The organism is Streptomyces sp. NPDC023838 (genome assembly GCF_040639555.1).
Classification (GTDB): Bacteria; Actinomycetota; Actinomycetes; order Streptomycetales; family Streptomycetaceae; genus Streptomyces.
On the sequence record NZ_JBFAAD010000017.1, the window covers coordinates 101886 to 125312 of the forward strand.

General features: G+C 72.2%; 22 protein-coding genes. 10 read left to right on the plus strand and 12 right to left on the minus strand.

Going from position 1 to position 23427, the window contains the following annotated elements; translation table 11 throughout:
• Positions 1 to 299 precede the first annotated feature (299 nt).
• The 3 genes from AB0G17_RS21520 to AB0G17_RS21530 all read right to left on the minus strand — a co-directional run bounded on the left by AB0G17_RS21520 (position 300) and on the right by AB0G17_RS21530 (position 3537).
• Complete coding sequence (locus AB0G17_RS21520) at positions 300 to 1940, minus strand: phospho-sugar mutase (protein WP_361385153.1); 1641 nt, start codon at positions 1938 to 1940, stop codon at positions 300 to 302.
• A gap of 44 nt (positions 1941 to 1984) precedes the next feature.
• Positions 1985 to 2809 carry a purine-nucleoside phosphorylase gene (locus AB0G17_RS21525; RefSeq protein WP_361384947.1) on the minus strand — a complete coding sequence of 275 codons (825 nt, stop codon included), beginning with the start codon at positions 2807 to 2809 and terminating at the stop codon, positions 1985 to 1987.
• Positions 2810 to 3099: 290 nt separating this feature from the next.
• A complete protein-coding gene (locus AB0G17_RS21530; RefSeq protein ID WP_101389760.1) occupies positions 3100 to 3537 on the minus strand; it encodes a gamma-glutamylcyclotransferase in 438 nt (145 codons plus the stop codon).
• Positions 3538 to 3689: 152 nt separating this feature from the next.
• Here AB0G17_RS21530 and AB0G17_RS21535 point away from each other — a divergent pair, with 152 nt between their 5' ends.
• Both AB0G17_RS21535 and AB0G17_RS21540 read left to right on the plus strand, forming a co-directional pair.
• Positions 3690 to 5129: an NAD(P)H-quinone dehydrogenase gene (locus tag AB0G17_RS21535; RefSeq protein ID WP_361384950.1), complete on the plus strand. Its 1440-nt coding sequence runs from the start codon at positions 3690 to 3692 to the stop codon at positions 5127 to 5129.
• 142 nt (positions 5130 to 5271) lie between these two features.
• Positions 5272 to 6225: a DeoR/GlpR family DNA-binding transcription regulator gene (locus AB0G17_RS21540; RefSeq protein WP_361384953.1), complete on the plus strand. Its 954-nt coding sequence runs from the start codon at positions 5272 to 5274 to the stop codon at positions 6223 to 6225.
• A gap of 67 nt (positions 6226 to 6292) precedes the next feature.
• On the opposite strand, the gene AB0G17_RS21545 is transcribed toward AB0G17_RS21540, so the two are convergent.
• The 4 genes from AB0G17_RS21545 to AB0G17_RS21560 form a co-directional block, all read right to left on the minus strand.
• Positions 6293 to 6853, minus strand: a complete 561-nt coding sequence (locus AB0G17_RS21545; RefSeq protein WP_361384956.1) for a helix-turn-helix domain-containing protein — start codon at positions 6851 to 6853, stop codon at positions 6293 to 6295.
• A gap of 26 nt (positions 6854 to 6879) precedes the next feature.
• Positions 6880 to 7899 (minus strand): hypothetical protein, encoded by a 1020-nt coding sequence (locus AB0G17_RS21550; protein ID WP_361384959.1) that lies wholly within the window; start codon positions 7897 to 7899, stop codon positions 6880 to 6882.
• Positions 7892 to 9349: a hypothetical protein gene (locus tag AB0G17_RS21555; protein WP_361384962.1), complete on the minus strand. Its 1458-nt coding sequence runs from the start codon at positions 9347 to 9349 to the stop codon at positions 7892 to 7894. Before AB0G17_RS21555 ends, AB0G17_RS21550 begins: the two co-directional genes overlap by 8 nt.
• A gap of 87 nt (positions 9350 to 9436) precedes the next feature.
• On the minus strand, positions 9437 to 11191 hold the full coding sequence (locus AB0G17_RS21560; RefSeq protein WP_361384965.1) for a biotin carboxylase N-terminal domain-containing protein: 1755 nt from the start codon (positions 11189 to 11191) through the stop codon (positions 9437 to 9439).
• Between the two features lie 384 nt (positions 11192 to 11575).
• Here AB0G17_RS21560 and AB0G17_RS21565 point away from each other — a divergent pair, with 384 nt between their 5' ends.
• A complete protein-coding gene (locus AB0G17_RS21565) occupies positions 11576 to 12034 on the plus strand; it encodes a hypothetical protein (protein ID WP_361384968.1) in 459 nt (152 codons plus the stop codon).
• A gap of 28 nt (positions 12035 to 12062) precedes the next feature.
• Here the strand turns inward: AB0G17_RS21565 and AB0G17_RS21570 are convergent, their stop codons facing one another.
• From AB0G17_RS21570 to AB0G17_RS21585, 4 genes are all read right to left on the minus strand, one after another.
• Positions 12063 to 12692 carry a nucleoside triphosphate pyrophosphatase gene (locus AB0G17_RS21570; RefSeq protein ID WP_361384971.1) on the minus strand — a complete coding sequence of 210 codons (630 nt, stop codon included), beginning with the start codon at positions 12690 to 12692 and terminating at the stop codon, positions 12063 to 12065.
• Positions 12693 to 12717: 25 nt separating this feature from the next.
• Positions 12718 to 12846: a hypothetical protein gene (locus tag AB0G17_RS21575; RefSeq protein ID WP_361384974.1), complete on the minus strand. Its 129-nt coding sequence runs from the start codon at positions 12844 to 12846 to the stop codon at positions 12718 to 12720.
• Between the two features lie 70 nt (positions 12847 to 12916).
• The gene (locus AB0G17_RS21580) at positions 12917 to 13123 is read right to left on the minus strand and encodes an acyl-CoA carboxylase epsilon subunit (RefSeq protein WP_361384977.1); all 207 of its coding nucleotides are present in this window, start codon (positions 13121 to 13123) and stop codon (positions 12917 to 12919) included.
• Between the two features lie 9 nt (positions 13124 to 13132).
• Positions 13133 to 14725: an acyl-CoA carboxylase subunit beta gene (locus tag AB0G17_RS21585; RefSeq protein WP_361384980.1), complete on the minus strand. Its 1593-nt coding sequence runs from the start codon at positions 14723 to 14725 to the stop codon at positions 13133 to 13135.
• A gap of 135 nt (positions 14726 to 14860) precedes the next feature.
• Between AB0G17_RS21585 and AB0G17_RS21590 the strand changes: the two genes are divergently transcribed.
• From AB0G17_RS21590 to hutH, 5 genes are all read left to right on the plus strand, one after another.
• Positions 14861 to 15721, plus strand: coding sequence for a biotin--[acetyl-CoA-carboxylase] ligase (locus AB0G17_RS21590; RefSeq protein WP_361384983.1), 861 nt, complete (start codon positions 14861 to 14863; stop codon positions 15719 to 15721).
• A 198-nt stretch (positions 15722 to 15919) separates the two neighbouring features.
• Positions 15920 to 17077 (plus strand): adenylate/guanylate cyclase domain-containing protein, encoded by a 1158-nt coding sequence (locus AB0G17_RS21595; protein WP_361384986.1) that lies wholly within the window; start codon positions 15920 to 15922, stop codon positions 17075 to 17077.
• A gap of 120 nt (positions 17078 to 17197) precedes the next feature.
• Positions 17198 to 17998, plus strand: a complete 801-nt coding sequence (locus tag AB0G17_RS21600) for an enoyl-CoA hydratase-related protein (RefSeq protein ID WP_361384989.1) — start codon at positions 17198 to 17200, stop codon at positions 17996 to 17998.
• Between the two features lie 133 nt (positions 17999 to 18131).
• Complete coding sequence (locus AB0G17_RS21605; protein WP_361384992.1) at positions 18132 to 19286, plus strand: diguanylate cyclase; 1155 nt, start codon at positions 18132 to 18134, stop codon at positions 19284 to 19286.
• A gap of 297 nt (positions 19287 to 19583) precedes the next feature.
• Positions 19584 to 21125: a histidine ammonia-lyase gene (gene hutH, locus AB0G17_RS21610; protein WP_361385156.1), complete on the plus strand. Its 1542-nt coding sequence runs from the start codon at positions 19584 to 19586 to the stop codon at positions 21123 to 21125.
• Between the two features lie 66 nt (positions 21126 to 21191).
• On the opposite strand, the gene AB0G17_RS21615 is transcribed toward hutH, so the two are convergent.
• On the minus strand, positions 21192 to 21467 hold the full coding sequence (locus AB0G17_RS21615) for a hypothetical protein (RefSeq protein ID WP_361384995.1): 276 nt from the start codon (positions 21465 to 21467) through the stop codon (positions 21192 to 21194).
• A 109-nt stretch (positions 21468 to 21576) separates the two neighbouring features.
• On the opposite strand from AB0G17_RS21615, the gene AB0G17_RS21620 reads away from it, so the two are divergent.
• Positions 21577 to 21939 (plus strand): hypothetical protein, encoded by a 363-nt coding sequence (locus AB0G17_RS21620; RefSeq protein ID WP_361384998.1) that lies wholly within the window; start codon positions 21577 to 21579, stop codon positions 21937 to 21939.
• Between the two features lie 127 nt (positions 21940 to 22066).
• On the plus strand, positions 22067 to 23332 hold the full coding sequence (locus tag AB0G17_RS21625) for an Ig-like domain-containing protein (RefSeq protein ID WP_361385159.1): 1266 nt from the start codon (positions 22067 to 22069) through the stop codon (positions 23330 to 23332).
• Positions 23333 to 23427: the final 95 nt, after the last annotated feature.

Below are 23427 nucleotides of genomic sequence, written 5' to 3' on the forward strand. Positions count from 1 at the left end.
CCGGTGAGGTGATCGGGGGCACGGCGGTGCTCCTGGGCTCGGCGAGCGGTTCCGGGTCACCCTTTCTCGGATGATCCGGAAAGGGTGCGGGGGGCTGCGCCGGACGCCGTAGGGGGTTCACGCTTTCGGGTGCGTTTTCCCTGGCGGGGAGCGTGTTCCCTTCGGCTGCGGACCGTCTGTGGCTGGTCGCGCAGTTCCCCGCGCCCCTAACTACCCAGGGGCGCGGGGCTGTGACATATGCGGCTCCGCCGCGTGGGCGCGAGCAACCCAGCACGGTCCGCAGACGAACGCCGGTCCGGTCAGATACCTGCGGCCGCCGCCAGGTCCCGCTTGATGCCCACCAGCAACTCCGCTGCCTTCGTACGCGCCTCGCCCAGCGCGTCCCGCGACGCCACCGGGACCACGACCTCCAGGTAGCACTTGAGCTTCGGCTCCGTGCCGCTCGGGCGGACGATCACGCGGGCGCCTTCGAGGTAGTAGCGCAGACCGTCGGTCGGCGGCAGCTCCTCGGTGCCCTCGGTGAGGTCCTCGGCCTTGGTGACCGCCAGGCCCGCCAGCGCCGTCGGCGGCTTCTCGCGCAGGCGCCGCATCGCGTCGGAGATGACCGACAGGTCCTCCACCCGCACCGACAGCTGGTCGGTGGCGTGCAGCCCGTGCCGTACGGCCAGGTCGTCCAGGAGGTCCAGGAGCGTGCGCCCCTGCTCCTTCAGGACGGACGCGAGCTCCGCGACGAGCAGGGCGGCGGTGATGCCGTCCTTGTCGCGTACGCCCTCGGGGTCGACGCAGTAGCCCAGCGCCTCCTCGTACCCGTACCGCAGGCCCTCCACGCGGGCGATCCACTTGAAGCCCGTCAGGGTCTCCTCGTAGCCCAGACCGGCCGCCTCGGCGATCCGGCCGAGCAGCGAGGACGAGACGATCGACTCGGCGAAGACGCCGCTCACGCCCCGGCCGACCAGGTGCTGGGCGAGCAGCGAGCCGACCTCGTCGCCGCGCAGCATCCGCCAGCCGCCCTCCACCGACGCGTCCGGCACGGCGACCGCGCAGCGGTCCGCGTCCGGGTCGTTGGCGATGACGATGTCCGGGACGACGGCGCGGGCGGCCTCGAAGGCCAGGTCCATCGCGCCCGGCTCCTCCGGGTTGGGGAACGCCACCGTCGGGAACGCCGGGTCCGGGTCGGCCTGCTCGGCCACCAGCGCCGGCGGCGGGAAGCCCGCCCGGGCGAAGGCCGCCGTCAGGACGTCCTTGCCGACGCCGTGCATGGCCGTGTAGACGACGCGGGCGGTGCGCGGGGACCCGGGGGTCAGCACCGCGTCCGTACGCTCCAGATAGGCCTCCAGGACCTCCTCGCCGAGCGTCTGCCAGCCGTCCTCGGGGCGCGGCACGTCGTGCAGCGAGGCGACCGCGGCGATCTCGGCGGCGATCTCGGCGTCGGCGGGCGGCACGATCTGCGAGCCGTCGCCGAGGTAGACCTTGTAGCCGTTGTCGCGCGGCGGGTTGTGGCTGGCGGTGACCTCGACGCCGGCGACGGCGCCCAGGTGCCTTATCGCGTACGCGAGCACGGGCGTCGGCAGCGGACGCGGCAGCACGACCGCCTTCAGGCCCGCGCCGGTCATCACGGCGGCCGTGTCGCGCGCGAAGTCGGCCGACTTGTAGCGCGCGTCGTAGCCGATGACGACCAGGCCGTCGCCCTGGCCCTTCGCCTTCAGGTACGCGGCGAGCCCGGCGGCGGCGCGGATGACGACCGAGCGGTTCATCCGCATCGGCCCGGCGCCCAGCTCGCCGCGGAGCCCGGCGGTACCGAACTGGAGCATGCCGCCGAACCGGACGGCCAGCTCGTCGAGCTCCTCGTTGTCGATGAGCTTGGCCAGCTCCTCGCGCGTCTCGCCGTCCGGGTCCTCGGCCAGCCAGGCCTTGGCCCGCGCGATCAGGTCCTGCGTCAGGTCCTGCGTCACGTCGATGAATCCCTTCCGGGTCGGATCAGGGGTCAGATGCGGTCGAGTACCCGGGTCAGCAGCGATCCCATCCGCGCCGCCGAGTCACGGCCGGCCTGGAGCACCTCTTCGTGGTTGAGGGGCTCGCCGGTCAGGCCCGCGGCCAGGTTGGTGACCAGGGAGATGCCCAGCACCTCGGCGCCGGCCTCGCGGGCCGCGATGGCCTCCAGGACGGTCGACATGCCGACGAGGTCGCCGCCGAGCACGCGGACCATGTTGATCTCGGCCGGGGTCTCGTAGTGCGGGCCGGGGAACTGGACGTACACGCCCTCCTCCAGCGACGAGTCGACCTCCTTGCACAGCGCGCGCAGCCGCGGCGAGTACAGGTCGGTCAGGTCCACGAAGTTCGCGCCGATGATCGGGGACGCGGCCGTCAGGTTGAGGTGGTCGCTGATCAGGACGGGCTGGCCCGGGCGCATGCCCTCGCGCAGACCGCCGCAGCCGTTGGTGAGCACGACGGTCTTGCAGCCGGCGGCGACGGCGGTGCGCACGCCGTGCGCGACGGCGGCGACGCCGCGGCCCTCGTAGTAGTGCGTACGGCCCAGGAAGACCAGCGCGCGCTTCTCACCGATCCGGTACGAGCGGATCTTGCCGCCGTGGCCCTCGACGGCGGGCGGCGGGAAGCCGGGAAGCTCGGTGACCGGGAACTCGGCCTCGGGCTCACCGAGCGCGTCGGCGGCCGGCGCCCAGCCGGAGCCCATCACGAGGGCGACGTCGTGGGTCTCGGCACCGGTCAGCTCGCGCAGGCGGGCGGCGGCGGCGTCGGCGGCGGCGTGGGGGTCGCCCTGGAGGTTGTCCGGAATAACAGATGCGTTCACGACGACGAGGGTAACCGGTGGGGCCCTACGCGCGTAGATGACTGGCGCACAAGGGGTGGATCGTTGTCTTGTCGTTTCCGACGAGAGGGCGTGCCCACGTCCGTGCCCGGGCTTTGTCCGCAGCCCGGTGGTGGGTTGCTCGCGCCCACGCGGCGGAGCCGCAAATGTCACAGCCCCGCGCCCCTGAATGCGCCCCTACGGGGCGATCCCTGTGCCGACCCCGGCGACCCGAACCCCCCAGGGGGCGCGACCAGCCCCCACCGGCCCGCAGACAAAGCCCGGGCACAGCGTCAGCAGGGCCGCTTCCGCAGCTCCATGACGTAGTCGTGCGGCGCCCCCGCCGACTCGGCCGCGTCGGCCAGCTCGCCCAGGTAGCGGGCCGAGGGCAGACCGCCCTCATAGGCGTTCAGCACGTACACCCACGCCGGCTCCTCCCCGTCCAGCGTGTCCACCCGCACCCGCATCCGGCGGTAGATGTCGAGGCCGACACCCTCCCAGCGGTCCATGGAGTCCTCGTCCAGGGGGGCGACGTCGTACAGCGCGACGAAGACCTGGGAGCGCGGTGCCTCCACGATCGTGGCGAGGGCACCCTCCCAGCCCATCTGCTCCCCGCCGAACGTCAGCCGCCAGCCGTTGAGCCAGCCGGTGCCGCGCAGCGGGGAGTGCGGTGCGCGGCGCGTCATCAGCCGCGGATCCATGTTGCCGGCGTACGCGGCGTAGAGCGACATGGTGTCGAGGGTACGACAGCGGCCCACGGGTGCCCGCGCGAGAATGGCACACGGGTGTGACAGCCGGATGGCGCCCCGGGGACGAAGCATCTTGAAGCGTGCGGGACAATGAGCTACGTACTGCATTTCCTCAATGCGAGGCGGACTTTTTCGTGACCCGGATCGTGATCATCGGTGGCGGACCCGGCGGATACGAGGCGGCCCTGGTGGGCGCCCAACTCGGCGCGGAGGTGACCGTCGTCGACTGCGACGGTCTGGGCGGGGCGTCGGTGCTGACCGACTGCGTACCGTCGAAGACTCTGATCGCGACGGCCGAGGTGATGACCACCTTCGACTCTTCGTACGAGGAGTTGGGCATCCTGGTCGCCGACGACACCCCGCCCGAGGAGCAGTCCGCCCGTGTCGTCGGCGTGGACCTCGGCAAGGTGAACCGGCGTGTGAAGCGCCTGGCCCTCGCCCAGTCCCATGACATCACCGCCTCCGTCACCCGGGCGGGCGCCCGGGTGCTGCGCGGCCGCGGCAAGCTCGGCGGGCCGCAGGGCATCGACGGCACCCGGGACGTCATCGTCACGGCCGCCGACGGCAGCGAGGAGATCCTCACCGCCGACGCCGTCCTGATCGCGACCGGCGGCCACCCGCGCGAGATCCCGGACGCGCTGCCGGACGGCGAGCGGATCCTGAACTGGACCCAGGTCTACGACCTGGACGAGCTGCCCGAAGAGCTGATCGTGGTCGGCTCCGGCGTGACCGGCGCCGAGTTCGCCGGCGCGTACCAGGCGCTCGGCTCCAAGGTCACCCTCGTCTCGTCCCGCGACCGGGTGCTGCCCGGCGAGGACCCGGACGCGGCTGCCGTCCTGGAGGACGTCTTCCGCCGCCGCGGCATGAACGTCATGGCCCGCTCGCGCGCCCAGTCCGCCAAGCGCGTCGGCGACCGCGTCGAGGTGACGCTCTCGGACGGCCGGGTCATCAGCGGTACGCACTGCCTGATGGCGGTCGGCGCGATCCCGAACACCGCCGGGATGAACCTGGAGGAGTCCGGGGTCAAGCTCCTGGAGTCCGGTCACATCTGGACCGACAAGGTGTCGCGGACGACCTCGCCGGGCGTGTACGCGGCCGGTGACGTCACCGGCATCTTCGCCCTCGCCTCGGTCGCGGCCATGCAGGGCCGGATCGCGATGTACCACTTCCTGGGCGACGCGGTGGCCCCGCTGAACCTCAAGACGGTCTCCTCGAACGTCTTCACCGACCCGGAGATCGCCACCGTCGGCTACTCGCAGGCGGATGTGGACGCGGGCAAGATCGACGCGCGCGTGGTCAAGCTGCCGCTGCTGCGCAACCCGCGCGCCAAGATGCAGGGCATCCGGGACGGCTTCGTCAAGATCTTCTGCCGCCCGGGCACCGGGATCATCGTCGGCGGCGTGGTCGTCTCGCCGCGCGCCTCGGAGCTGATCCACCCCATCTCGATCGCGGTCGACAACAACCTGACCGTCGAGCAGATCGCGAACGCGTTCACGGTCTATCCGTCCCTGTCGGGTTCGATCGCGGAGGTGGCGCGCCAGCTGCACTCGCGCAAGAGGGCGGGCGAGGCGTAACCGGGGTGCCCCGCGGCGCGGCGGCGCGGGACAAGACGCCCGGAGGGCGCCTATACCACTTCGTGGACACCTCTGTGCACACCTTCTGTTACTCGGCGCAAACTGCTGAAAACAAACGGCCGCTCAGGTTACTGTCAGTTTCGTGTTCGCTGCAGAACGTCGCCAATTGATCCTCGAAATGGTGCGTGCGAACGGGGCGGTATCGCTCCGGGAGCTCGCCCGCGTCGTCCAGACCTCCGAAGTGACCGTACGGCGAGACGTGCGGGCACTGGAGGCGGAAGGACTCCTCGACCGCCGGCACGGCGGTGCGGTACTGCCGGGCGGGCTCACGCGAGAGTCCGGCTTCCCGCAGAAATCCCATCTCGCGACCGCGGAGAAGACGGCCATCGCCGACCTCGCCGCGGGTCTTGTCGAAGAGGGCGAGGCCATCGTGGTCGGCGCGGGGACGACCACGCAGGAGCTGGCCCGCCGGCTCGCCCGCGTCCCCGGCCTCACGGTCGTCACCAACTCCCTGCTCGTCGCCCAGGCGCTGGCCCACGCCAACCGCGTGGAGGTCGTCATGACCGGGGGCACCCTGCGCGGCTCCAACTACGCGCTGGTGGGCAGCGGGGCCGAGCAGTCCCTCCAGGGGCTGCGGGTCTCGCGCGCCTTCCTCTCCGGGAGCGGGCTGACCGCCGAGCGCGGTCTGTCCACGTCCAACATGCTCTCGGCGAGCGTGGACCGGGCCCTGGTCCAGGCGGCCGCCGAGGTGGTGGTCCTCGCCGACCACACCAAGCTCGGCACCGACACCATGTTCCAGACGGTGCCGACGGACCTGATCACGCGCCTGGTCACCGACGAACCCCCCGGCCACGACGACCGCGCCGCCACCGAGCTCCAGGCCCTGGCCGACCAGGGCGTGCAGATCGCGGTGGCCGGGACCGCCTCCGGCGGCGAGGGCGTCCCACCGGGCCGCCAGCCCCGCCGGGACGTGCCGCTGCCGGGCCAGCGCCGTAGCCACCTGCCGGGCGCGGGGCCGCAGTTGCGCAGTGCGTCGCTGGGTGACCAGCAGGGTCCCGGGGAGCGGGCGAGAGTGGCTGATCTGCGCCGCCGCTAGACCCGCTAGACGGTATTCGGCCAGGCGTGGCGGTGCCCTCGCGGGTGTCGCCGCCGCGCGACCCCGGTCAGGGCTTCAGGCCCCGCAAGGTCAGGGCCAGCAGTCGGTCCGCCAACTGCGGGTCGTCCGGTGCCTGTTCGGCCGCCAGGGCGATCGCGTTGGTGAGCTGCATCAGGTCGCCGATGGTCACATCGACGCGTACGGAACCGGCCAGCTGGGCCCGTTCCAGCAGGGCGCTGCCCGCCTCCCGCATCGGCACGCTGCACTGCGCCAGGGCCGAACTGTCGTCGTGCGAGGCCGACATGAGGGCGCGGGCCACCCCGCGGTACTCACCCGTATGAGTGATGATGGCGCGCAGCCACTCCACGAGCGCCGTGCACGGCTGTTCGGCGTCGAGCAACTCCCGCGAGCGCGCGAGGAGTACGTCCACCTCGCTCTGGAAGATCGCGTTCATCAGCGCCTGCCGGTTCGGGAAGTGCCGGTACAGGGTGCCGATCCCGACGCCCGCGCGCTTGGCCACGTCTTCGAGCGAGGCGTCCGTCCCGTGCTCCGCGAACGCGCTCCTGGCCACGCCCAGGAGCCGCTCGTAGTTGCGGCGCGCGTCGGCACGCATGGGCCTCGTCGTCATACCCCAAGGATGCCCGAAGCGCGGGCTCAGGGGGCGGCCCGGTACCGGTCCAGTGCGGAGGCCCGCTCGTGGAAGGGGATGCGCGAGAAGCGCGACACCAGGGTCCACATCCGCCGCTCCTCGGCCAGTTCCTTGGGCAGGACGAGCCCGAGCGACTCGGCGAGCGGCTTGCGGCCCGCGTTCACCAGGGCGCGTACGGCCGCCGCCCACTCGTCGGTCGCGGCCACCGCGGCCCGGTACCAGAGCGGCACAAGCGCCAGCAGGACCCCGGCCGCGGTCAGCAGCAGCGGCACGTCGGCGGAGGCGGCGGGGAGGGTGGCCAGCGCGACCACGGCGACCGCGGTGTGCCCGGTGAGCAGCGCCACGAAGAAGTCGACGCTGGTCCGCGCCAGCTCGACCTGGCGGCAGTGCTTGTCGGGCGCGGCGCCGGTCAGCTCGTTGGAGAGGAGCTGGGTGTCCAGGCAGTACCGGTTCTGCCCGTACTCCTCGAAGCGGCGGATCGCGTTGCCGAGCCGGGTGGGCGCGATCTGCGCCGGATCCACCGGGAACCGGCTCAGCCGCTCCTGGAGCAGCCCGCGCTGCGCCGAGGTGCGCAGCCGGTCCTTGCGCACGGCCCGGGCCAGGCGCGGATCGCTGCGTACGCGGACGAGATCGGCGGCGGCGAGCGGGCCGAGCCCCGTGCCGTCGCGGGTGCGCCGCTCCAGGCCGAGCAGCTGGGTCCGGTCGGCGAGGGCACTGCGGGCGGCCCGCGCCCGCCGGCACCCCGCCTCGTAGGCGCGGGCGGGCCACAGCACGTACCCCTCCAGGAGCCGGTAGAGGAGGTTCTGCAGCGCGTTGAGGACCAGGCCGAAGAGCAGGGCGGCGGTCAGCAGCACCAGCATCGGGCCCGGCGCCGCGTCCGGCCACAGCCGCCGGGCGACGGCGGTCCGGCGCACACTGGGCGCGACGGCGAGGGCCAGCACCCCGAGGTTGAGGGCGGTCGGCAGTATCCACCCCACGAGCAGCGTCCAGGCGCCCCCCAGCACCCCCTTGGCGATGTCACCCAAGGTCGTCGTCTTCCCAGGAGTCGTCGTCGGGGTTGGTGGTGGGGCCGGGGGAGGTGTGGTGGGTGATGTCGGCCGCGGCCGCGCGGGCGCCGGGGCCGACGGCGAGGGTGCCGGGCGAGATGTTGCCGATGTAGATGCCGCTGTTCTGGGCGCGGTACGACTCCGTCCGCTGCTCGTCGAGGTCGGGCGCGGACAGGCCCCGGTCGCGCAGGGCTTCGCGTACGGCGTCGAGGACCAGCAGGCGCACGGTCCGGGAGATCCGCTGGGCCTCGGCGGCGGTGAGCGGGGGGAGGGCGGGCTCGGAGGCGAGTTCGCGGACGGAGAGGTGCGGGCCGCTCGGGGGACGGCTGCCCGGGGGCGACGGCAGCCGCTGCGCCCGCCGGACCGCCCAGGCGGCCAGCTCGGCCGGGAGGACCGCGGGGGCCGCCAACGTCCGGCCGAGCGGGAACCGGGCCGGCTTCGTTCCCCTGAACTCCCGGCGCACCGGCGGCAGGGCGCAGGTGACCTGCTGGACGAAGAGGACCGGGCCGTCCAGCCGGATCTGTACGAAGACGGTGGTCACCGGGGAGCCGAGGCCGCGCGAGACGATCCGCAGCCAGCGGGTGGAGGGGGGAAGCGCGCCGGGGATCAGGGGAGGCAGCGGCCGACGAGGCGCCCCCTCCTCCGGCAGCAGAAGACGCTCGTCGACCTGGGCGGCGAGACCCGGCACCCCCTCCACGGCCCGCGCAACGCCTCTCAGCGCGTCAGACGCCACGAACGTGCCGGTCCCGCCGCGCACTTCGGCCGCCAGCGCGAACGACTCCAGCACCGCTCCCGATCCGAGGAACGGCGTCGGGTCCCGGTAGACCACCGCCGGTGACGTCTGCTCCGCACGGGTCAGCTGGCTGATGACGTAGAGGCGGTGGCGGCGAGCGGGCTGCGTGGGACTTGTGTACGTGGACGACCGGATGAACCGCAGACGCTTCTCGACCGCCGCCCGGTGCGCCTCCGCCACCGCCGCCATCAGCGCGGGGCCCGCGACCGCGGCGGTGACCCCGGACCAGCCGTCGGGCCAGGGGGTCACGGCGGCGGCTGCGAAGGAGGCGCCCAGCACTACGCCGCCCAACACCCGCAGGGTCCCTGCCGTCACCCGTGCCACCGGATGACGCGCCCGGCGCAGGGCCGCCGCGCCCGCCAGCGCCGTGAATCCGGCCGCGTACAGCGCGTACAGCCAGCCCGCGAGGAGGAATCCGGCGATCCACACGAGCGCCATGGGCACGGCCCAGCGCAGCGCCGTCCGGCGGGCGTTCAGCGCCTCGGCGAGGACGGCGGCCGCGTCGACGTCGTACGACGGCGCGCTGTACCGCTCCTCGTGCTCGTACAGCTCGTCGAGGACGGCGTTCCGGTACCGGCGGTCCAGATGGACGCCGGCCATCAACTGCCGCGTGGTGAGGGATGGTTGCTCCGGCACCGCCGAAGCGTACCGCCGTGCGCAGCGGCGAGGCCCCCGCCGGCGCGAACCGGCGGGGGCCTCAACTGTTCATCGTGCTGCGGGAGTTCAGTCCTTGATCTCGCAGATCAGCGCGCCCGAGGTGACCGAAGCGCCGACCTCCGCCGACAGGCCCTTGATGGTGCCGGAGCGGTGGGCGTTGAGGGGCTGTTCCATCTTCATGGCTTCGAGGACGACGACGAGGTCGCCTTCCTTGACTTCCTGGCCCTCTTCGACGGCGACCTTGACGATGGTGCCCTGCATGGGGGACGCCAGCGAGTCGCCGGAGGCCGCCGAGCCGGCCTTCTTGGTGGCGCGGCGCTTGGGCTTGGCCCCGGCCGCCAGGCCCGTACGGGCCAGCGACATGCCGAGCGAGGAGGGCAGCGAGACTTCCAGGCGCTTGCCGCCGACCTCGACCACCACCGTCTCACGGCCCGCCTCCTCGTCCGTCTCGGCCTCGGCCGGGGCGGTGAAGGGCTTGATCTCGTTGACGAACTCGGTCTCGATCCAGCGGGTGTGGATGCGGAAGGGGTCGGCGGTGAAGGCGGGGTCGACCACGACGGCCTGGTGGAAGGGGATGGCGGTGGCCATGCCCTCGACCTTGAACTCGGCCAGCGCGCGGGAGGCGCGCTGGAGGGCCTGTTCGCGGGTGGCGCCGGTGACGATCAGCTTGGCGAGGAGGGAGTCCCAGGCGGGGCCGATGACCGAGCCGGACTCGACGCCCGCGTCCAGGCGCACGCCGGGGCCGCTGGGCGGGGCGAAGGAGGTGACGGTGCCGGGGGCGGGGAGGAAGTTGCGGCCGGGGTCCTCGCCGTTGATGCGGAACTCGAAGGAGTGGCCGCGGATCTCGGGGTCGCCATAGCCGAGTTCCTCGCCGTCGGCGATGCGGAACATCTCGCGGACGAGGTCGATGCCGGTGACCTCTTCGGTGACGGGGTGTTCGACCTGCAGGCGGGTGTTGACCTCCAGGAAGGAGATCGTGCCGTCGGTGCCGACGAGGAACTCCACGGTGCCCGCGCCGACGTAGCCGGCTTCCTTGAGGATGGCCTTGGAGGCGGCGTACAGCTCCGCGTTCTGGGCCTGGCTCAGGAACGGCGCCGGGGCCTCCTCCACCAGCTTTTGGTGGCGGCGCTGCAGCGAGCAGTCGCGGGTGGAGACGACGACGACGTTGCCGTGGGTGTCGGCCAGGCACTGGGTCTCGACGTGGCGGGGCTTGTCGAGGTAGCGCTCCACGAAGCATTCGCCGCGCCCGAAGGCGGCGACGGCTTCGCGGACGGCCGAGTCGTACAGCTCCGGCACTTCTTCGAGGGTGCGGGCGACCTTGAGGCCGCGGCCGCCGCCGCCGAAGGCCGCCTTGATGGCGATGGGCAGACCGTGCTCTTGGGCGAAGGCGACGACTTCGTCGGCGCCGGAGACGGGGTCGGGGGTGCCGGCGACCAGGGGGGCTCCGGCGCGCTGGGCGATGTGGCGGGCGGCCACCTTGTCGCCGAGGTCGCGGATGGCCTGCGGCGGCGGCCCGATCCAGATCAGACCGGCATCCAGGACGGCCTGGGCGAACTCGGCGTTCTCGGAGAGGAAACCGTAGCCCGGGTGGATCGCGTCGGCCCCCGAGTCCCGGGCCGCCTGGAGCACCTTGGCGATGTCCAGGTAGCTGGTGGCCGGGGTGTCACCGCCCAGGGCGAACGCCTCGTCGGCCGCGCGGACGTGCAGAGCGTCCCGGTCCGGATCGGCGTAGACGGCTACGCTCCCGATCCCGGCGTCCCGGCAGGCACGGGCGACACGGACAGCGATTTCGCCACGGTTGGCGATGAGCACCTTGCGCACGATGGCTCCCTCCTTGAAAACAAGCTGAGTTTAGGGAAGCCGTACACCGGCCCACGACCCGTCCCCTGTGGTGAGCTTGCCCACACGGAGTGTGATCCGAGGCCCGCTCATGTCGCGAAATCCCTTGTCGCACCACGGTACGCCGGGTCCCTGCCCGGCACATTAGCGTTCTGGTGTGGTCAAGGTCTCTGTCCCGGGGGCCAGGGGACCCCTCACATTCTTTGTGGAGTCCCTACGAATGGCCGAATGATTCTTTGCGGCCGGAAGATCGAGCTCGCTGTCTCGGCCAAGACCCTTGCCCAGGGGTTTACCGGTTAGTAGCGTTCGCGATGTCAGACGTACTACGGGTAACAGGGGCTGGGTGTCAGCAGGGGGTGGTGCGCCGTGGCGCGCAGACCGGTGGCTGTGGTGGCCGCGATCGTTCTCTTCGGCGAAGCCATCGGCATGGTGCTGATCAACTGGTTCCTGGGGCGGGTCGTCCATCAGCAGCACATGTCCATGGGCGGCGTCGACTCGGGCACCATGTCGACCACCACGTACGCCATGGGCGGCGTCTTCGGGTTCTACCTCGCCGTGTGCGGCGTGATCCTGCTGCTCACCGGGGTACGCGACCGCGAGCCCGGCCGCTTCGGGCGCATCCTGCTCGTCACCTGTGCGGTGGTGCACGGGGTGTTGGGCGCGCTGACGGTCGGGCTGATCGGCTGGACCGCGTTCGCGTTCATGATGGTGGTGCTGGCGCTGATCGTGCTGGTGCTGATGATGTACGCGCCTCGCTTGCCGGCGGAGCCGGTCGATGCGGCGCCGTCGGGTGACGGGACCCCGCCCGAGCCTGCTGCCGCCTGAGCGATTTCGTCTGCGGACCGCGGGCCCCTCAAAGGCCCCTACGGGCCGCCCACAGATCCGTGATCCCGATCCCCAGCTCCGCCAGCAACGTCCGCAGCAGCGGCAACGACAGGCCGATCACATTGCCCGGGTCGCCGTCGATGCCGTTCACGAACGGGGCCGAGCGGCCGTCGAGGGTGAACGCGCCCGCCACGTGAAGGGGTTCGCCGCTCGCCACGTACGCGGCGATCTCCGCGTCGCTCGGCTCGCCGAAGCGGACCGTGGTGGACGCCGTCGCCGAGGCGCGGCGGCCGTTCGCCGTGTCGATGACGCAGTGGCCCGTCCGCAGCACCCCGGCGCGGCCGCGCATGGACTTCCAGCGGGCCGTGGCCTCCTCGGCGTCGGCGGGCTTGCCCAGCGCCTCGCCGTCCAGCTCCAGCACCGAGTCGCAGCCGATGAGCAGGGCCCCGGCGGCCTCGGGACGGGCGGCGACCGCGTCGGCCTTGGCCTCGGCCAGGACGAGGGCGAGCTCGCCGGGGGTGGGGGCGGTGAGGGCGTCCTCGTCGACCCCGCTGACGATGACCTCGGGGGCGAGGCCGGCCTGGCGCAGCAGACCGAGCCGGGCGGGCGAGGCGGAGGCGAGGACGAGGCGGCGTACGGCGGCAGTCATACGGGCCATCGTAGACAGCGTCAGGAGGTGCGGGTCAGCGGAAGCTGACCATGAACATCCCCAGGACCATCAGCAGCGCGAGGACCAGCCACGCGCGCCGCATCATCGCCTGGGCGTCGCGCAGTTCCTTCGGCGGCTCGTTCTTCGGGTCGGACCACAGCATGCTGTCGATACTGCGGCCGTCGCGGCCCCGGCGCCTGAGTACCCGTACTCAAGCGCCGGGGGGCCGGGGACTACGCCGGCCAGTACGTCCGCGCCCAGGACCGGGGCCCCGGCCGCGGCACCGGGTGGCGGGCGATGCGGGCGGGGGTGGACCACTCCTCGGGCGGCAGGGGCGCACCGGACGACACGGACGCCGTCGCCGCGGCGCGCGCCTGGACCACCGCCAGTGCGGCGGCCAGCTCCTCGGGGGTGGGATTGCCCCGTACGACCTTGATCACAGCGGCTCCTTACAGGGGGATGTTGCCGTGCTTCTTCGGGGGGAGGGATTCCCGCTTCGTCCGCAGCTGACGCAGGCCCCGCACGATGTGCGCACGCGTCTCGGACGGCATGATCACGGCGTCCACATAGCCGCGCTCGGCCGCGATGTACGGGTTGAGGAGCGTGTCCTCGTAGTCGGAGATCAGCTGCGCCCGCGTGGCTTCCTGGTCCTCGGCCGCCGCGATCGTGCGGCGGTGCAGGATGTTCACCGCGCCCTGCGCGCCCATCACCGCGATCTGCGCGGTCGGCCATGCCAGGTTGAGGTCGGCGCCCAGGTGCTTGGAGCCCATGACGTCGTACGCGCCGCCGAACGCCTTGCGGGTGATGACCGTGATCAGCGGGACGGTCGCCTCGGCGTACGCGTAGATCAGCTTGGCGCCGCGCCGGATGATGCCGCCGTACTCCTGGTCGACGCCGGGCAGGAAGCCCGGCACGTCCACGAAGGTGATCACGGGGACGTTGAACGCGTCGCAGGTCCGGACGAAGCGCGCGGCCTTTTCACTCGCGTTGATGTCCAGGCAGCCCGCGAACTGCATCGGCTGGTTGGCGACGATGCCGACCGGGTAGCCCTCGACACGCCCGAAGCCGGTGACGATGTTCGGCGCGAAGAGCGCCTGGGTCTCCAGGAACTCGCCGTCGTCAAGGACGTGCTCGATGGCCGTGTGCATGTCGTACGGCTGGTTCGCCGAGTCCGGGATGAGCGTGTCCAGCTCCCGGTCGGAGTCCGAGACCTCCAGGTCGGCCTCCTCGGGGAAGGCCGGGGGCTCGCTCAGGTTGTTCGAAGGCAGGTACGACAGGAGGGACTTGACGTACTCGATGGCGTCCTTCTCGTCGCCCGCCATGTGGTGCGCCACGCCCGAGGTGGTGTTGTGGGTGCGCGCGCCGCCCAGCTCCTCGAAGCCGACGTCCTCGCCGGTGACCGTCTTGATGACGTCCGGGCCGGTGATGAACATGTGCGAGGTCTGGTCGACCATCACCGTGAAGTCGGTGATGGCGGGGGAGTACACCGCGCCGCCCGCGCAGGGGCCGACGATCAGCGAGATCTGCGGGACCACGCCCGAGGCGTGCACGTTGCGGCGGAAGATCTCGGCGAACAGGCCGAGCGCGACCACGCCCTCCTGGATGCGGGCGCCGCCGCCGTCGTTGATGCCGATGACCGGGCAGCCGGTCTTCAGCGCGAAGTCCATGACCTTGACGATCTTCTCGCCGTAGACCTCGCCCAGCGACCCGCCGAAGATGGTGAAGTCCTGGGAGTAGACGCAGACCGGGCGCCCGTCGACCGTGCCGTAACCGGTGACGACACCGTCTCCGTACGGGCGGTTCTTCTCGATCCCGAAGTTGGTCGAGCGGTGCCGGGCGAACTCGTCGAGCTCGACGAACGACCCCTCGTCGAGGAGCAGGTCGACGCGCTCGCGCGCGGTCAACTTGCCCTTGGCGTGCTGCTTTTCCACAGCGCGCTCGGAGCCGGCGTGCGTCGCCTCCCCGATGCGGCGCTGCAGATCCGCGAGCTTGCCCGCGGTCGTGTGGATGTCAGTCACTGTTGGCTGCTCCGGCTCGGACATCGGGATGCGGCTCCCTGCCTGGTCACGGGTTTCGGCTGGCTACTGACTCGTAGGGTAGTGGCGCGGATACCGTTCGGCAGTGCGTCGTTTGCCACACCGGGGTGCGCTTGCGCCCGCGCGCCTAACCTGGCTCGTATGACGCCCCAGGACGCATCCGAAAGCCGCTGGTCCGACCTCGACCGGCCTCCTCTCAACGCCTCCGCCCTGCGCCACGCCCTCGTGCGGCCGGGCGCCCTGTGGACCTCCCTGGACGTGGTCCAGGCGACGGGCTCGACCAACTCCGACCTGACCGCCCGGGCGAAGGAGCTCCCCGAGGGCGCGGTCCTGGTGGCCGAGGAGCAGACCGCCGGACGCGGCCGCCTCGACCGCAGCTGGTCGGCGCCGGCCCGCTCGGGCCTCTTCTTCTCCGTGCTGCTGCGGCCCGGCGCGGGCGTCCCGGTGGAGCGCTGGGGCTGGCTGCCGCTGCTCACCGGGGTGGCGGTGGCCACCGGTCTGTCCCGCGCCGCGGGCGTCGACACGTCGCTGAAGTGGCCCAACGACCTGCTGGTCAAGGTCGGCGGCGAGGAGCGCAAGGCGGGCGGGATCCTGGCCGAGCGGGCGGGCGAGGACGCGGTGGTGGTCGGCATCGGCCTCAACGTGACCCTGCGCGCCGACGAACTGCCGGTGCCCGGCGCCGGGTCGCTGGCGCTGGCCGACGCGGTCTCCACCGACCGCGAGACGCTGCTGCGGGCCGTCCTGCGCTCCCTGGAGCAGTGGTACGTGGACTGGCGCGAGGCGGGCGGCGACCCGGCGGCGTCCCGGCTCCAGGAGACGTACGCGGCGGACTGCGCCACGCTCGGCCGGGCCGTGCGCGCCGAGCTCCCCGGCGACCGCTCGGTGTCCGGCGAGGCGGTCGCGGTGGACGGGGACGGGCGTCTGGTGCTCGCCACGGAAGGCGGCGGGCGCGAGCCGGTGGCGGCGGGTGACATCGTCCACCTGCGCCCGGTGGCGGGCTGACGGGCGGCACGGCGGTGCGCCCTCGGGATCGCCCCCGCCGGCACCCGCGATATCACCCGAGGTATGCCTCCGTATCGCCTCGGAGTGACAAGGCAATGGGTGCGAGGACGTGAGCTACGGCACACCTGCCGTATCGTGGAGCCCGATCCAGCGACAGATCGGCAGGTAAGTGCGCAGGGAACGGGCAGGAGGCGGCTGGTGACCGTCGACGACACGCAGTCCGGTGAGGGTGCCGGCCCCCCCTCGGAGCCGCCGCCCTCCACCTACCCGACCCCGCACCACGTCGTGGACCACACCGCCGAACCCACCGCCGATCCGCTCGCCATCCGCCTGGAGCAGCTGATCCTGGGCGCGGACCGCCGGTACACGCCGTTCCAGGCCGCCCGGACCGCCGGGGTCTCCATGGAGCTGGCCTCGCGGTTCTGGCGGGCCATGGGCTTCGCGGACATCGGGCAGGCCAAGGCGCTCACCGAGGCCGACGTGCTGGCGCTGCGGCGTCTGGCCGGTCTGGTCGAGGCGGGGCTGCTCAGCGAGCCCATGGCGGTCCAGGTGGCCCGCTCCACCGGGCAGACCACCGCCCGGCTGGCCGAATGGCAGATCGATTCCTTCCTGGAGGGCCTGACCGAGCCGCCCGAGCCCGGTATGACCCGTACGGAGGTCACGTACCCGCTGGTGGAGCTGCTCCTGCCGGAGCTGGAGGAGTTCCTGGTCTATGTGTGGCGGCGCCAGCTGGCCGCCGCCACCGGGCGCGTGGTGCAGGCCGCCGACGACGAGGAGATGGTCGACCGGCGGCTCGCCGTCGGCTTCGCGGACCTCGTCGGGTTCACGCGGCTCACCCGGCGGCTGGAGGAGGAGGAGCTGGGCGAGCTCGTCGAGGCCTTCGAGACGACCGCGGCCGACCTGGTGGCCGCGCACGGCGGCCGGCTCATCAAGACGCTCGGCGACGAGGTCCTGTTCGCCGCCGACGACGCCGGAACCGCGGCCGAGATATCGCTCCGGCTGATCGAGACGATGGGCCACGACGAGACGATGCCGGCGCTGCGCGTGGGCATCGCGTTCGGCACGGTCACCACCCGGATGGGCGATGTGTTCGGTACGACTGTGAACCTGGCCAGCAGGCTCACCTCGATAGCGCCCAAGGACTCGGTCCTGGTGGACGGCGCGTTCGCGGAGGAGCTGGCGCGTACGGGCGACGCGCCGGTGTCGGAGACGCAGGCGGCGGAGGAGGCCGCGAAGGCGGAGAAGGAGGGCGAGGAGCCCCCCAAGTACCGCTTCGCACTCCAGCCGATGTGGCAGCGGCCGGTGCGCGGGCTCGGCGTGGTCGAGCCCTGGATGCTGCACCGCCGTGGGGCCTGATCCGGTGCGTGACTTCGTCCGCGGGCCGCATGTGCCGCAGCCCCGCGCCCCTTACGGGCGCTGACGCGCCCACCTAGGATCTCCCGACGTAACGTTCGTTAACGTCGTCGGGAGGGTCTCATGGGCACGGATGAGCAGCGGTACGGGGAGTTCGTGGGCGTGCGACGGCACGGGTACGTCGCCGAGCTGGTCCTGGACAGGCCCAAGGCCATGAACGCCGTCTCCACCGAGATGGCCCGCTCGATCGCCGCCGCCTGCGACGCGCTCGCCGCCGACCCCGACGCGCGGGCGGTCGTGGTGACCTCCACGCACGAGCGGGCCTTCTGCGTCGGCGCGGACCTCAAGGAGCGCAACTCCTTCACCGACGCCGAGCTGGTGCGCCAGCGCCCCACCGCGCGGGCCTGTTACACCGGCGTCCTGGAGCTGCCGATGCCGACCGTGGCCGCCGTGCACGGCTTCGCGCTGGGCGGCGGGTTCGAGCTGGCGCTCGCCTGTGACCTGATCGTGGCGGACGCGACGGCGGTCGTCGGCCTGCCGGAGGTCTCGGTCGGCGTGATCCCCGGCGGCGGCGGTACACAGCTGCTGCCCCGGCGCGTGGGCGCGGCCCGGGCGGCCGAACTGGTCTTCACGGCACGGCGGGTGGAGGCCGAGGAGGCGCGCGGGCTCGGCCTGGTCGACGTGCTCGTGGGCGCGGGCGAGGACCGGGACGAGGCGCTGGCGCTGGCCGGGCGGATCGCGGCGAACTCGCCGGTCGGGCTGCGCGCGGCGAAGCGGGCGATGCGGCTGGGGCACGGGCTCGACCTGCGGGCGGGCCTGGAGGTCGAGGACGCGGCGTGGCGGTCGGTGGCGTTCTCGGGGGACCGGGCGGAGGGCGTCGCGGCGTTCAACGAGAAGCGGAAGCCGCAGTGGCCGGGCGAGTGAGCTGATCTCGCGGTCGGCTCGCGTGGTCGACTCTTGCGGTCGGCTCGCGCGGTCGGCTCTTGCGGTCGGCTCTTGTGATCGTCCGGGCCCGGCCAACTGATCAAAACGGGGCAAACCTCCCTAAGGTGGAGGGATGCGCGGTGAGGGCGAGGGTGTCGGCGGGACCGAGGGCGTACGGCTACGGGCCGTGGTGTCGCTGGCGCAGGCGATGGCGGCGGCCCACAGCCCGCGCGAGTCCTGGCGGGCGGCGGCGCTCGGCGCGCGGGACGCGCTCGCCGGGAACTTCGCCGCGCTCTCCACGTGGGAGCGGGAGCTGGGGCGGCTGCGGGTCCTGGTGAACGAGGGCGAACGGGCCGAGGGGGAGGAGGAGTTCCCGGAGGACGAGACGTATCCGGTGCACCAGTTCCCCGAGATCACCGAGTTCCTGCACGAGCGGTGGGCCGGCGGAGGCGAGCCCAACGCCTGGGTCGAGACGGCGGCGGGGCCCGGGGACGCGGCGGGCTACTGCCACGAGCGCGTGACGGCGCTGCGACGGCGCGGGCGCGGCTGCTGCGTGGTCGCGCCGATCGTGCTGCACGGGCGGGCGTGGGGCGAGCTGTACGTGGCCCGGCCGGTGGGCGCGCCGGTCTTCGACGCGGCGGACGCGGACTTCGCGACCGTCCTGGCGTCGGTGGCCGCGGCCGGGATCGCCCAGACGGAACGGCTGGAGGAGGTCCGCCGCCTCGCCTTCACCGACCCGCTGACGGGTCTGGCCAACCGCCGGGCGGTGGACGTACGCCTGGACGAGGCGATCGAGAGCCACCGGCGGGACGGGTCGGTGGTGAGCCTGGTGGTGTGCGACCTGAACGGTCTGAAGCGGGTCAACGACACACGGGGCCACGCGGTGGGCGACCGCCTCCTGGAACGTTTCGGCTCCGTCCTCTCGCTGTGCGGGGCGATGCTGCCGGGGGCCCTGGGGGCGCGGCTCGGCGGCGACGAGTTCTGTCTGCTGGCGGTGGGGCCGTCGTCGGAGGAGGTGGTACGGGTGGCGTCCGAACTGTGCGTACGGGCGGGGGAGTTGGAGCTGGGGGAGGGCGTCGCCTGCGGAGTCGCCTCCACGGGCGACCCCATCGGGCCGGTGCGATCGGCCCGCCGTCTGTTCCGGCTGGCGGACGCGGCGCAGTACCGGGCGAAGGCGGCGCGGTCGGTGACGCCGGTGGTGGCGGGGCGGGACGGGGCGGTCGTCCAACTCGCGGACATGCCGCAGCCGGAACGGGCGGAGCGGCGCCGGTTCCGTGGCCGGGGCTGACTTCCGGGGCTGCGCCCCGGTCCCCGTTCGTCTGCGGACCGTGGCGGGCTGGTCGCGCAGTTCCCCGCGCCCCTAAGAGCGCCCCTTCGGGCCGCCCAGGGGGATTGCCGCGCAACGGCATCTTCAGGGGCGCGGGGAACTGCGCGACCAGCCACCCACGGTCCGCAGACGAAGCACCCGGCCGCCCGCCCAGGGCTTTCGGGAAGGGGCGGGGTGGGGGGAATCTCCCGTAAGGACCCAACCCGCACTCCACTAGTGACACACGCCGATTCAATCCGTACGCTGCTGAATATGGATATGCACACTGTCGTGGTGGGGACGTCCGGGACGACCCCGGAGGACGTCGTCGCCGTCGCCCGTCAGGGCGCCCGGGTCGAGCTCTCGGCCGAAGCACTCGACGCCCTCGCCAGAGCACGCGCGATCGTCGACGCCCTCGCCGCCAAGCCGGAGCCCGTGTACGGCGTCTCCACCGGCTTCGGCGCCCTCGCCACCCGGCACATCAGCCCGGACCTGCGCGCCCAGCTCCAGCGCAACATCGTGCGCTCGCACGCCGCCGGCATGGGCCCGCGCGTGGAGCGCGAGGTCGTGCGCGCGCTGATGTTCCTGCGGCTGAAGACCGTCGCCTCGGGCCACACCGGCGTACGCCCCGAGGTCGCGCAGACCATGGCGGACATCCTCAACGCCCAGATCACCCCCGTCGTCCACGAGTACGGCTCGCTCGGCTGCTCCGGCGACCTCGCGCCGCTCTCGCACTGTGCCATGACCCTGATGGGCGAGGGCGACGCCGAGGGGCCCGACGGGGTGGTGCGGCCCGCCGGCGAGCTGCTCGCCGAGGCCGGCATCGCGCCCGTCGAGCTGCGCGAGAAGGAGGGCCTGGCCCTCCTCAACGGCACCGACGGCATGCTCGGCATGCTGGTCATGGCCCTCGCCGACCTGAAGAAGCTGTACACCTCCGCCGACATCACCGCCGCGCTCTCCCTGGAGGCGCTCCTCGGCACCGCCAAGGTCCTCGCGCCCGAGCTGCACGCCATCCGCCCGCACCCCGGCCAGGGCGCCTCCGCCGCCAACATGCTGGCCGTCCTGAAGGGTTCCGGCCTGACCGGGCACTTCCAGCAGGACGAGGCCCCGCGCGTCCAGGACGCGTACTCGGTGCGCTGCGCCCCGCAGGTCGCCGGCGCGGGCCGCGACACCATCGCGTACGCCCTCACCGTCGCCGAGCGCGAGCTCGCCTCGGCCGTCGACAACCCGGTCGTCCTGCCCGACGGCCGGGTGGAGTCCAACGGCAACTTCCACGGCGCCCCGGTCGCCTACGTCCTGGACTTCCTGGCGATCGCCGCCGCCGACCTCGGCTCCATCGCCGAGCGCCGCACCGACCGCCTGCTCGACAAGAACCGCTCGCACGGCCTGCCGCCGTTCCTCGCGGACGACGCCGGCGTCGACTCGGGCCTGATGATCGCCCAGTACACCCAGGCCGCCCTGGTGAGTGAGATGAAGCGGCTGGCCGTCCCGGCGTCCGCCGACTCGATCCCGTCCTCCGCGATGCAGGAGGACCACGTCTCCATGGGCTGGTCGGCCGCCCGCAAGCTGCGGACCACGATCGACAACCTGACCCGGATCATCGCCGTCGAGCTGTACGCGGCGACCCGGGGCATCGAGCTGCGCCACGGCCTCACCCCCGCGCCCGCCTCCCAGGCCGTCATCAAGGCCGCCCGGGAAGCCGGTGTCGGCGGCCCCGGCCCGGACCGCTTCCTCGCCCCCGACCTGGCCGCCGCCGACGCGTTCGTGCGCAGCGGCGCGCTGGTCGCGGCCGTCGAGCCGGTGACCGGTCCGCTGGCCTGAGATCACGGCGGTACGCGCGAAGGGGCGCCCGGGGACTTCCCGGGCGCCCCTTCACGTACGCGTACTTCAGTACCGCTGCCTCGCCCGGCGCACCGAGAAGGCGACGAACCCGGCCCCCACGCCCAGGAAGAGCGTGCCGCCGAAGAGGTACGGGGACGTGTCGACGGTGCCGGTGTCGGCGAGGGCGAGATCCCCCTGCGTGCCCTTGGCGGCGGCCGTCGAGTGGGCCGGGGACGACTGTGGCTTGCCGTCCGTGGCGTTGGCCGATGGGACGAACCACAGAGCGCAGAGCAGCGAGCCCGCCGCGGTGGCGGTGAGCAGAGGCCGGCGAGCGACGGACACCTGGTCGATCCCCCTTGTGGATACGGCGAATTGGTGGTGTACGCCGATGCTAGTGAAAGCAGCGGGTCGCGGGAAAGTCGCGGAGGCCCCGAGCCCTACGCTCCGACGCATGACGACTGAAGAGGTGCCTCGCTATGTCCGCCTCCGGGTGGATTTGGTACTGGAGATCGATGACCCGGAGGCGCTGACCGGCGCGGCTCTGGAGCGCATCGCGGCGGACGAGCTCCTTCCGGACCGGGAGCGCGCGCATGCCCAGTCCGCCGTACGGGAAGACGAGGCGGAGGCCCTGGCGTATCTGGTCGACCCCTTCGACCTGGTCGCCGAGGTGCCGGGGGTAGAGCTCGCACAGGCCTCCTGGAGCAGTGAGGAGGTCGAGTACGACCCCGACGACGAGGACTGGGACCTCGACGAGGAAGATGAGGGCGACGAGGAGAGCGGCGAGGAGGACGGGGACGACGGCCCGCGGCCGTGACGTCCGATCCGAGGAGCCACGGGGCCGGTTTGTCCGGCCCGGGTGGTGTTTCCCACATCTCCTCCGTAAAAGGAACCACAGCCTCAGTCGCTATGTTGTTCAGTCGATGGCTTGGGGACCGGCAATGATGGAGAAGCGTGTGATGACGGAGAGTAAGCGGCGCAAGGGCCTCGTGGCCGCGTCCGCGGTGCTGGGCGGCGTACTGCTGCTGTCTGCCTGCAACGACGACGGCAAGGACAAGGGCGGCGCCGACGCCTCGAAGACGTCGCAGTCCCAGGTCGACAAGGCGGCCGAGAAGGACACCTCCGACGCGAAGATCACCATCACGCCCAAGAACGGCGCCGACAACGTCGGCATCAACAACGACACCAAGGTCGCCGTCACCGACGGCAAGCTGACCTCGGTCGTCATGACGTCCGCCGAGGGCACGCCGGTCACGGGCAAGATATCCGCGGACGGGCTGAGCTGGGTGCCGGACAAGCAGCTGAAGCGCTCCGCCAAGTACAAGATCACGGCGACGGCGCAGGACGCGAAGGGCCGCCAGGCCCACGAGAACGCCTCGTTCGCGACCGTCTCGCCCGCCAACAGCTTCATCGGCAACTTCACGCCCGAGTCCGGCTCCACGGTCGGCGTGGGCATGCCGGTCTCGGTGACCTTCGACAAGGCGGTCACCAACAAGAAGGACGTCCAGTCCCACATCTCGGTGACCTCCAGCAGCGGCCAGGAGGTCGTGGGCCACTGGTTCGGCGCCCAGCGCCTGGACTTCCGCCCGCAGGACTACTGGAAGTCCGGCTCGACCGTCACCATGAAGCTCGACCTGGACGGCGTCGAGGCCAAGCCGGGCGTCACCGGCGTCCAGGAGAAGACGGTCACCTTCAAGATCGGCCGCAACCAGGTCTCGACGGTCGACGCCCAGACCCACCAGATGACCGTCACGCAGGACGGCAAGACCGTCAAGACGATCCCGATCTCGGCGGGCGCGCCCGACCACAAGACGTACAACGGCACGATGGTGATCTCCGAGAAGTTCAAGGAGACCCGGATGGACGGCGCCACCGTCGGCTTCAAGGACGGCGACGGCAAGGGCGAGTACGACATCAAGGACGTCCCGCACGCGATGCGGCTCTCCGCCTCCGGCACGTTCATCCATGGCAACTACTGGGGCGCCAAGTCCATCTTCGGCAGCGTCAACACCAGCCACGGCTGCGTCGGCCTCTCCGACACCAAGGGCGCGGGCGACGCGGGCACCGCGGGTGCCTGGTTCTACGAGCACTCCATCGTCGGTGACGTGGTCGTCGTCAAGAACACCGGCGACAAGACCATCGCGCCCGACAACGGCTTCAGCGACTGGAACATGGGCTGGGAGCAGTGGAAGGCGGGCTCGGCGGCCTGACCCCGTCCCGCACACCGCGTACACCCCGTACGGCAGCGGCCGCACCCGGCATCCGGGTGCGGCCGTTTCGCGTTCTCATGCCGCTCCCATCGCGG

What these genes read in the sequence shown, in the direction of transcription:
- AB0G17_RS21620 (WP_361384998.1), top strand. Translation starts at nt 21,577, where the DNA reads ATGACGACTGAAGAGGTGCCTCGCTATGTCCGCCTCCGGGTGGATTTG.
- AB0G17_RS21605 (WP_361384992.1), top strand. Translation starts at nt 18,132, where the DNA reads ATGCGCGGTGAGGGCGAGGGTGTCGGCGGGACCGAGGGCGTACGGCTA.
- AB0G17_RS21590 (WP_361384983.1), top strand. Translation starts at nt 14,861, where the DNA reads ATGACGCCCCAGGACGCATCCGAAAGCCGCTGGTCCGACCTCGACCGG.
- AB0G17_RS21530 (WP_101389760.1), bottom strand. Translation starts at nt 3,537, where the DNA reads ATGTCGCTCTACGCCGCGTACGCCGGCAACATGGATCCGCGGCTGATG.
- AB0G17_RS21570 (WP_361384971.1), bottom strand. Translation starts at nt 12,692, where the DNA reads ATGGCCCGTATGACTGCCGCCGTACGCCGCCTCGTCCTCGCCTCCGCC.
- AB0G17_RS21600 (WP_361384989.1), top strand. Translation starts at nt 17,198, where the DNA reads ATGGGCACGGATGAGCAGCGGTACGGGGAGTTCGTGGGCGTGCGACGG.
- AB0G17_RS21575 (WP_361384974.1), bottom strand. Translation starts at nt 12,846, where the DNA reads ATGCTGTGGTCCGACCCGAAGAACGAGCCGCCGAAGGAACTGCGCGAC.
- AB0G17_RS21625 (WP_361385159.1), top strand. Translation starts at nt 22,067, where the DNA reads ATGGAGAAGCGTGTGATGACGGAGAGTAAGCGGCGCAAGGGCCTCGTG.
- hutH (WP_361385156.1), top strand. Translation starts at nt 19,584, where the DNA reads ATGCACACTGTCGTGGTGGGGACGTCCGGGACGACCCCGGAGGACGTC.
- AB0G17_RS21585 (WP_361384980.1), bottom strand. Translation starts at nt 14,725, where the DNA reads ATGTCCGAGCCGGAGCAGCCAACAGTGACTGACATCCACACGACCGCG.
- AB0G17_RS21545 (WP_361384956.1), bottom strand. Translation starts at nt 6,853, where the DNA reads ATGACGACGAGGCCCATGCGTGCCGACGCGCGCCGCAACTACGAGCGG.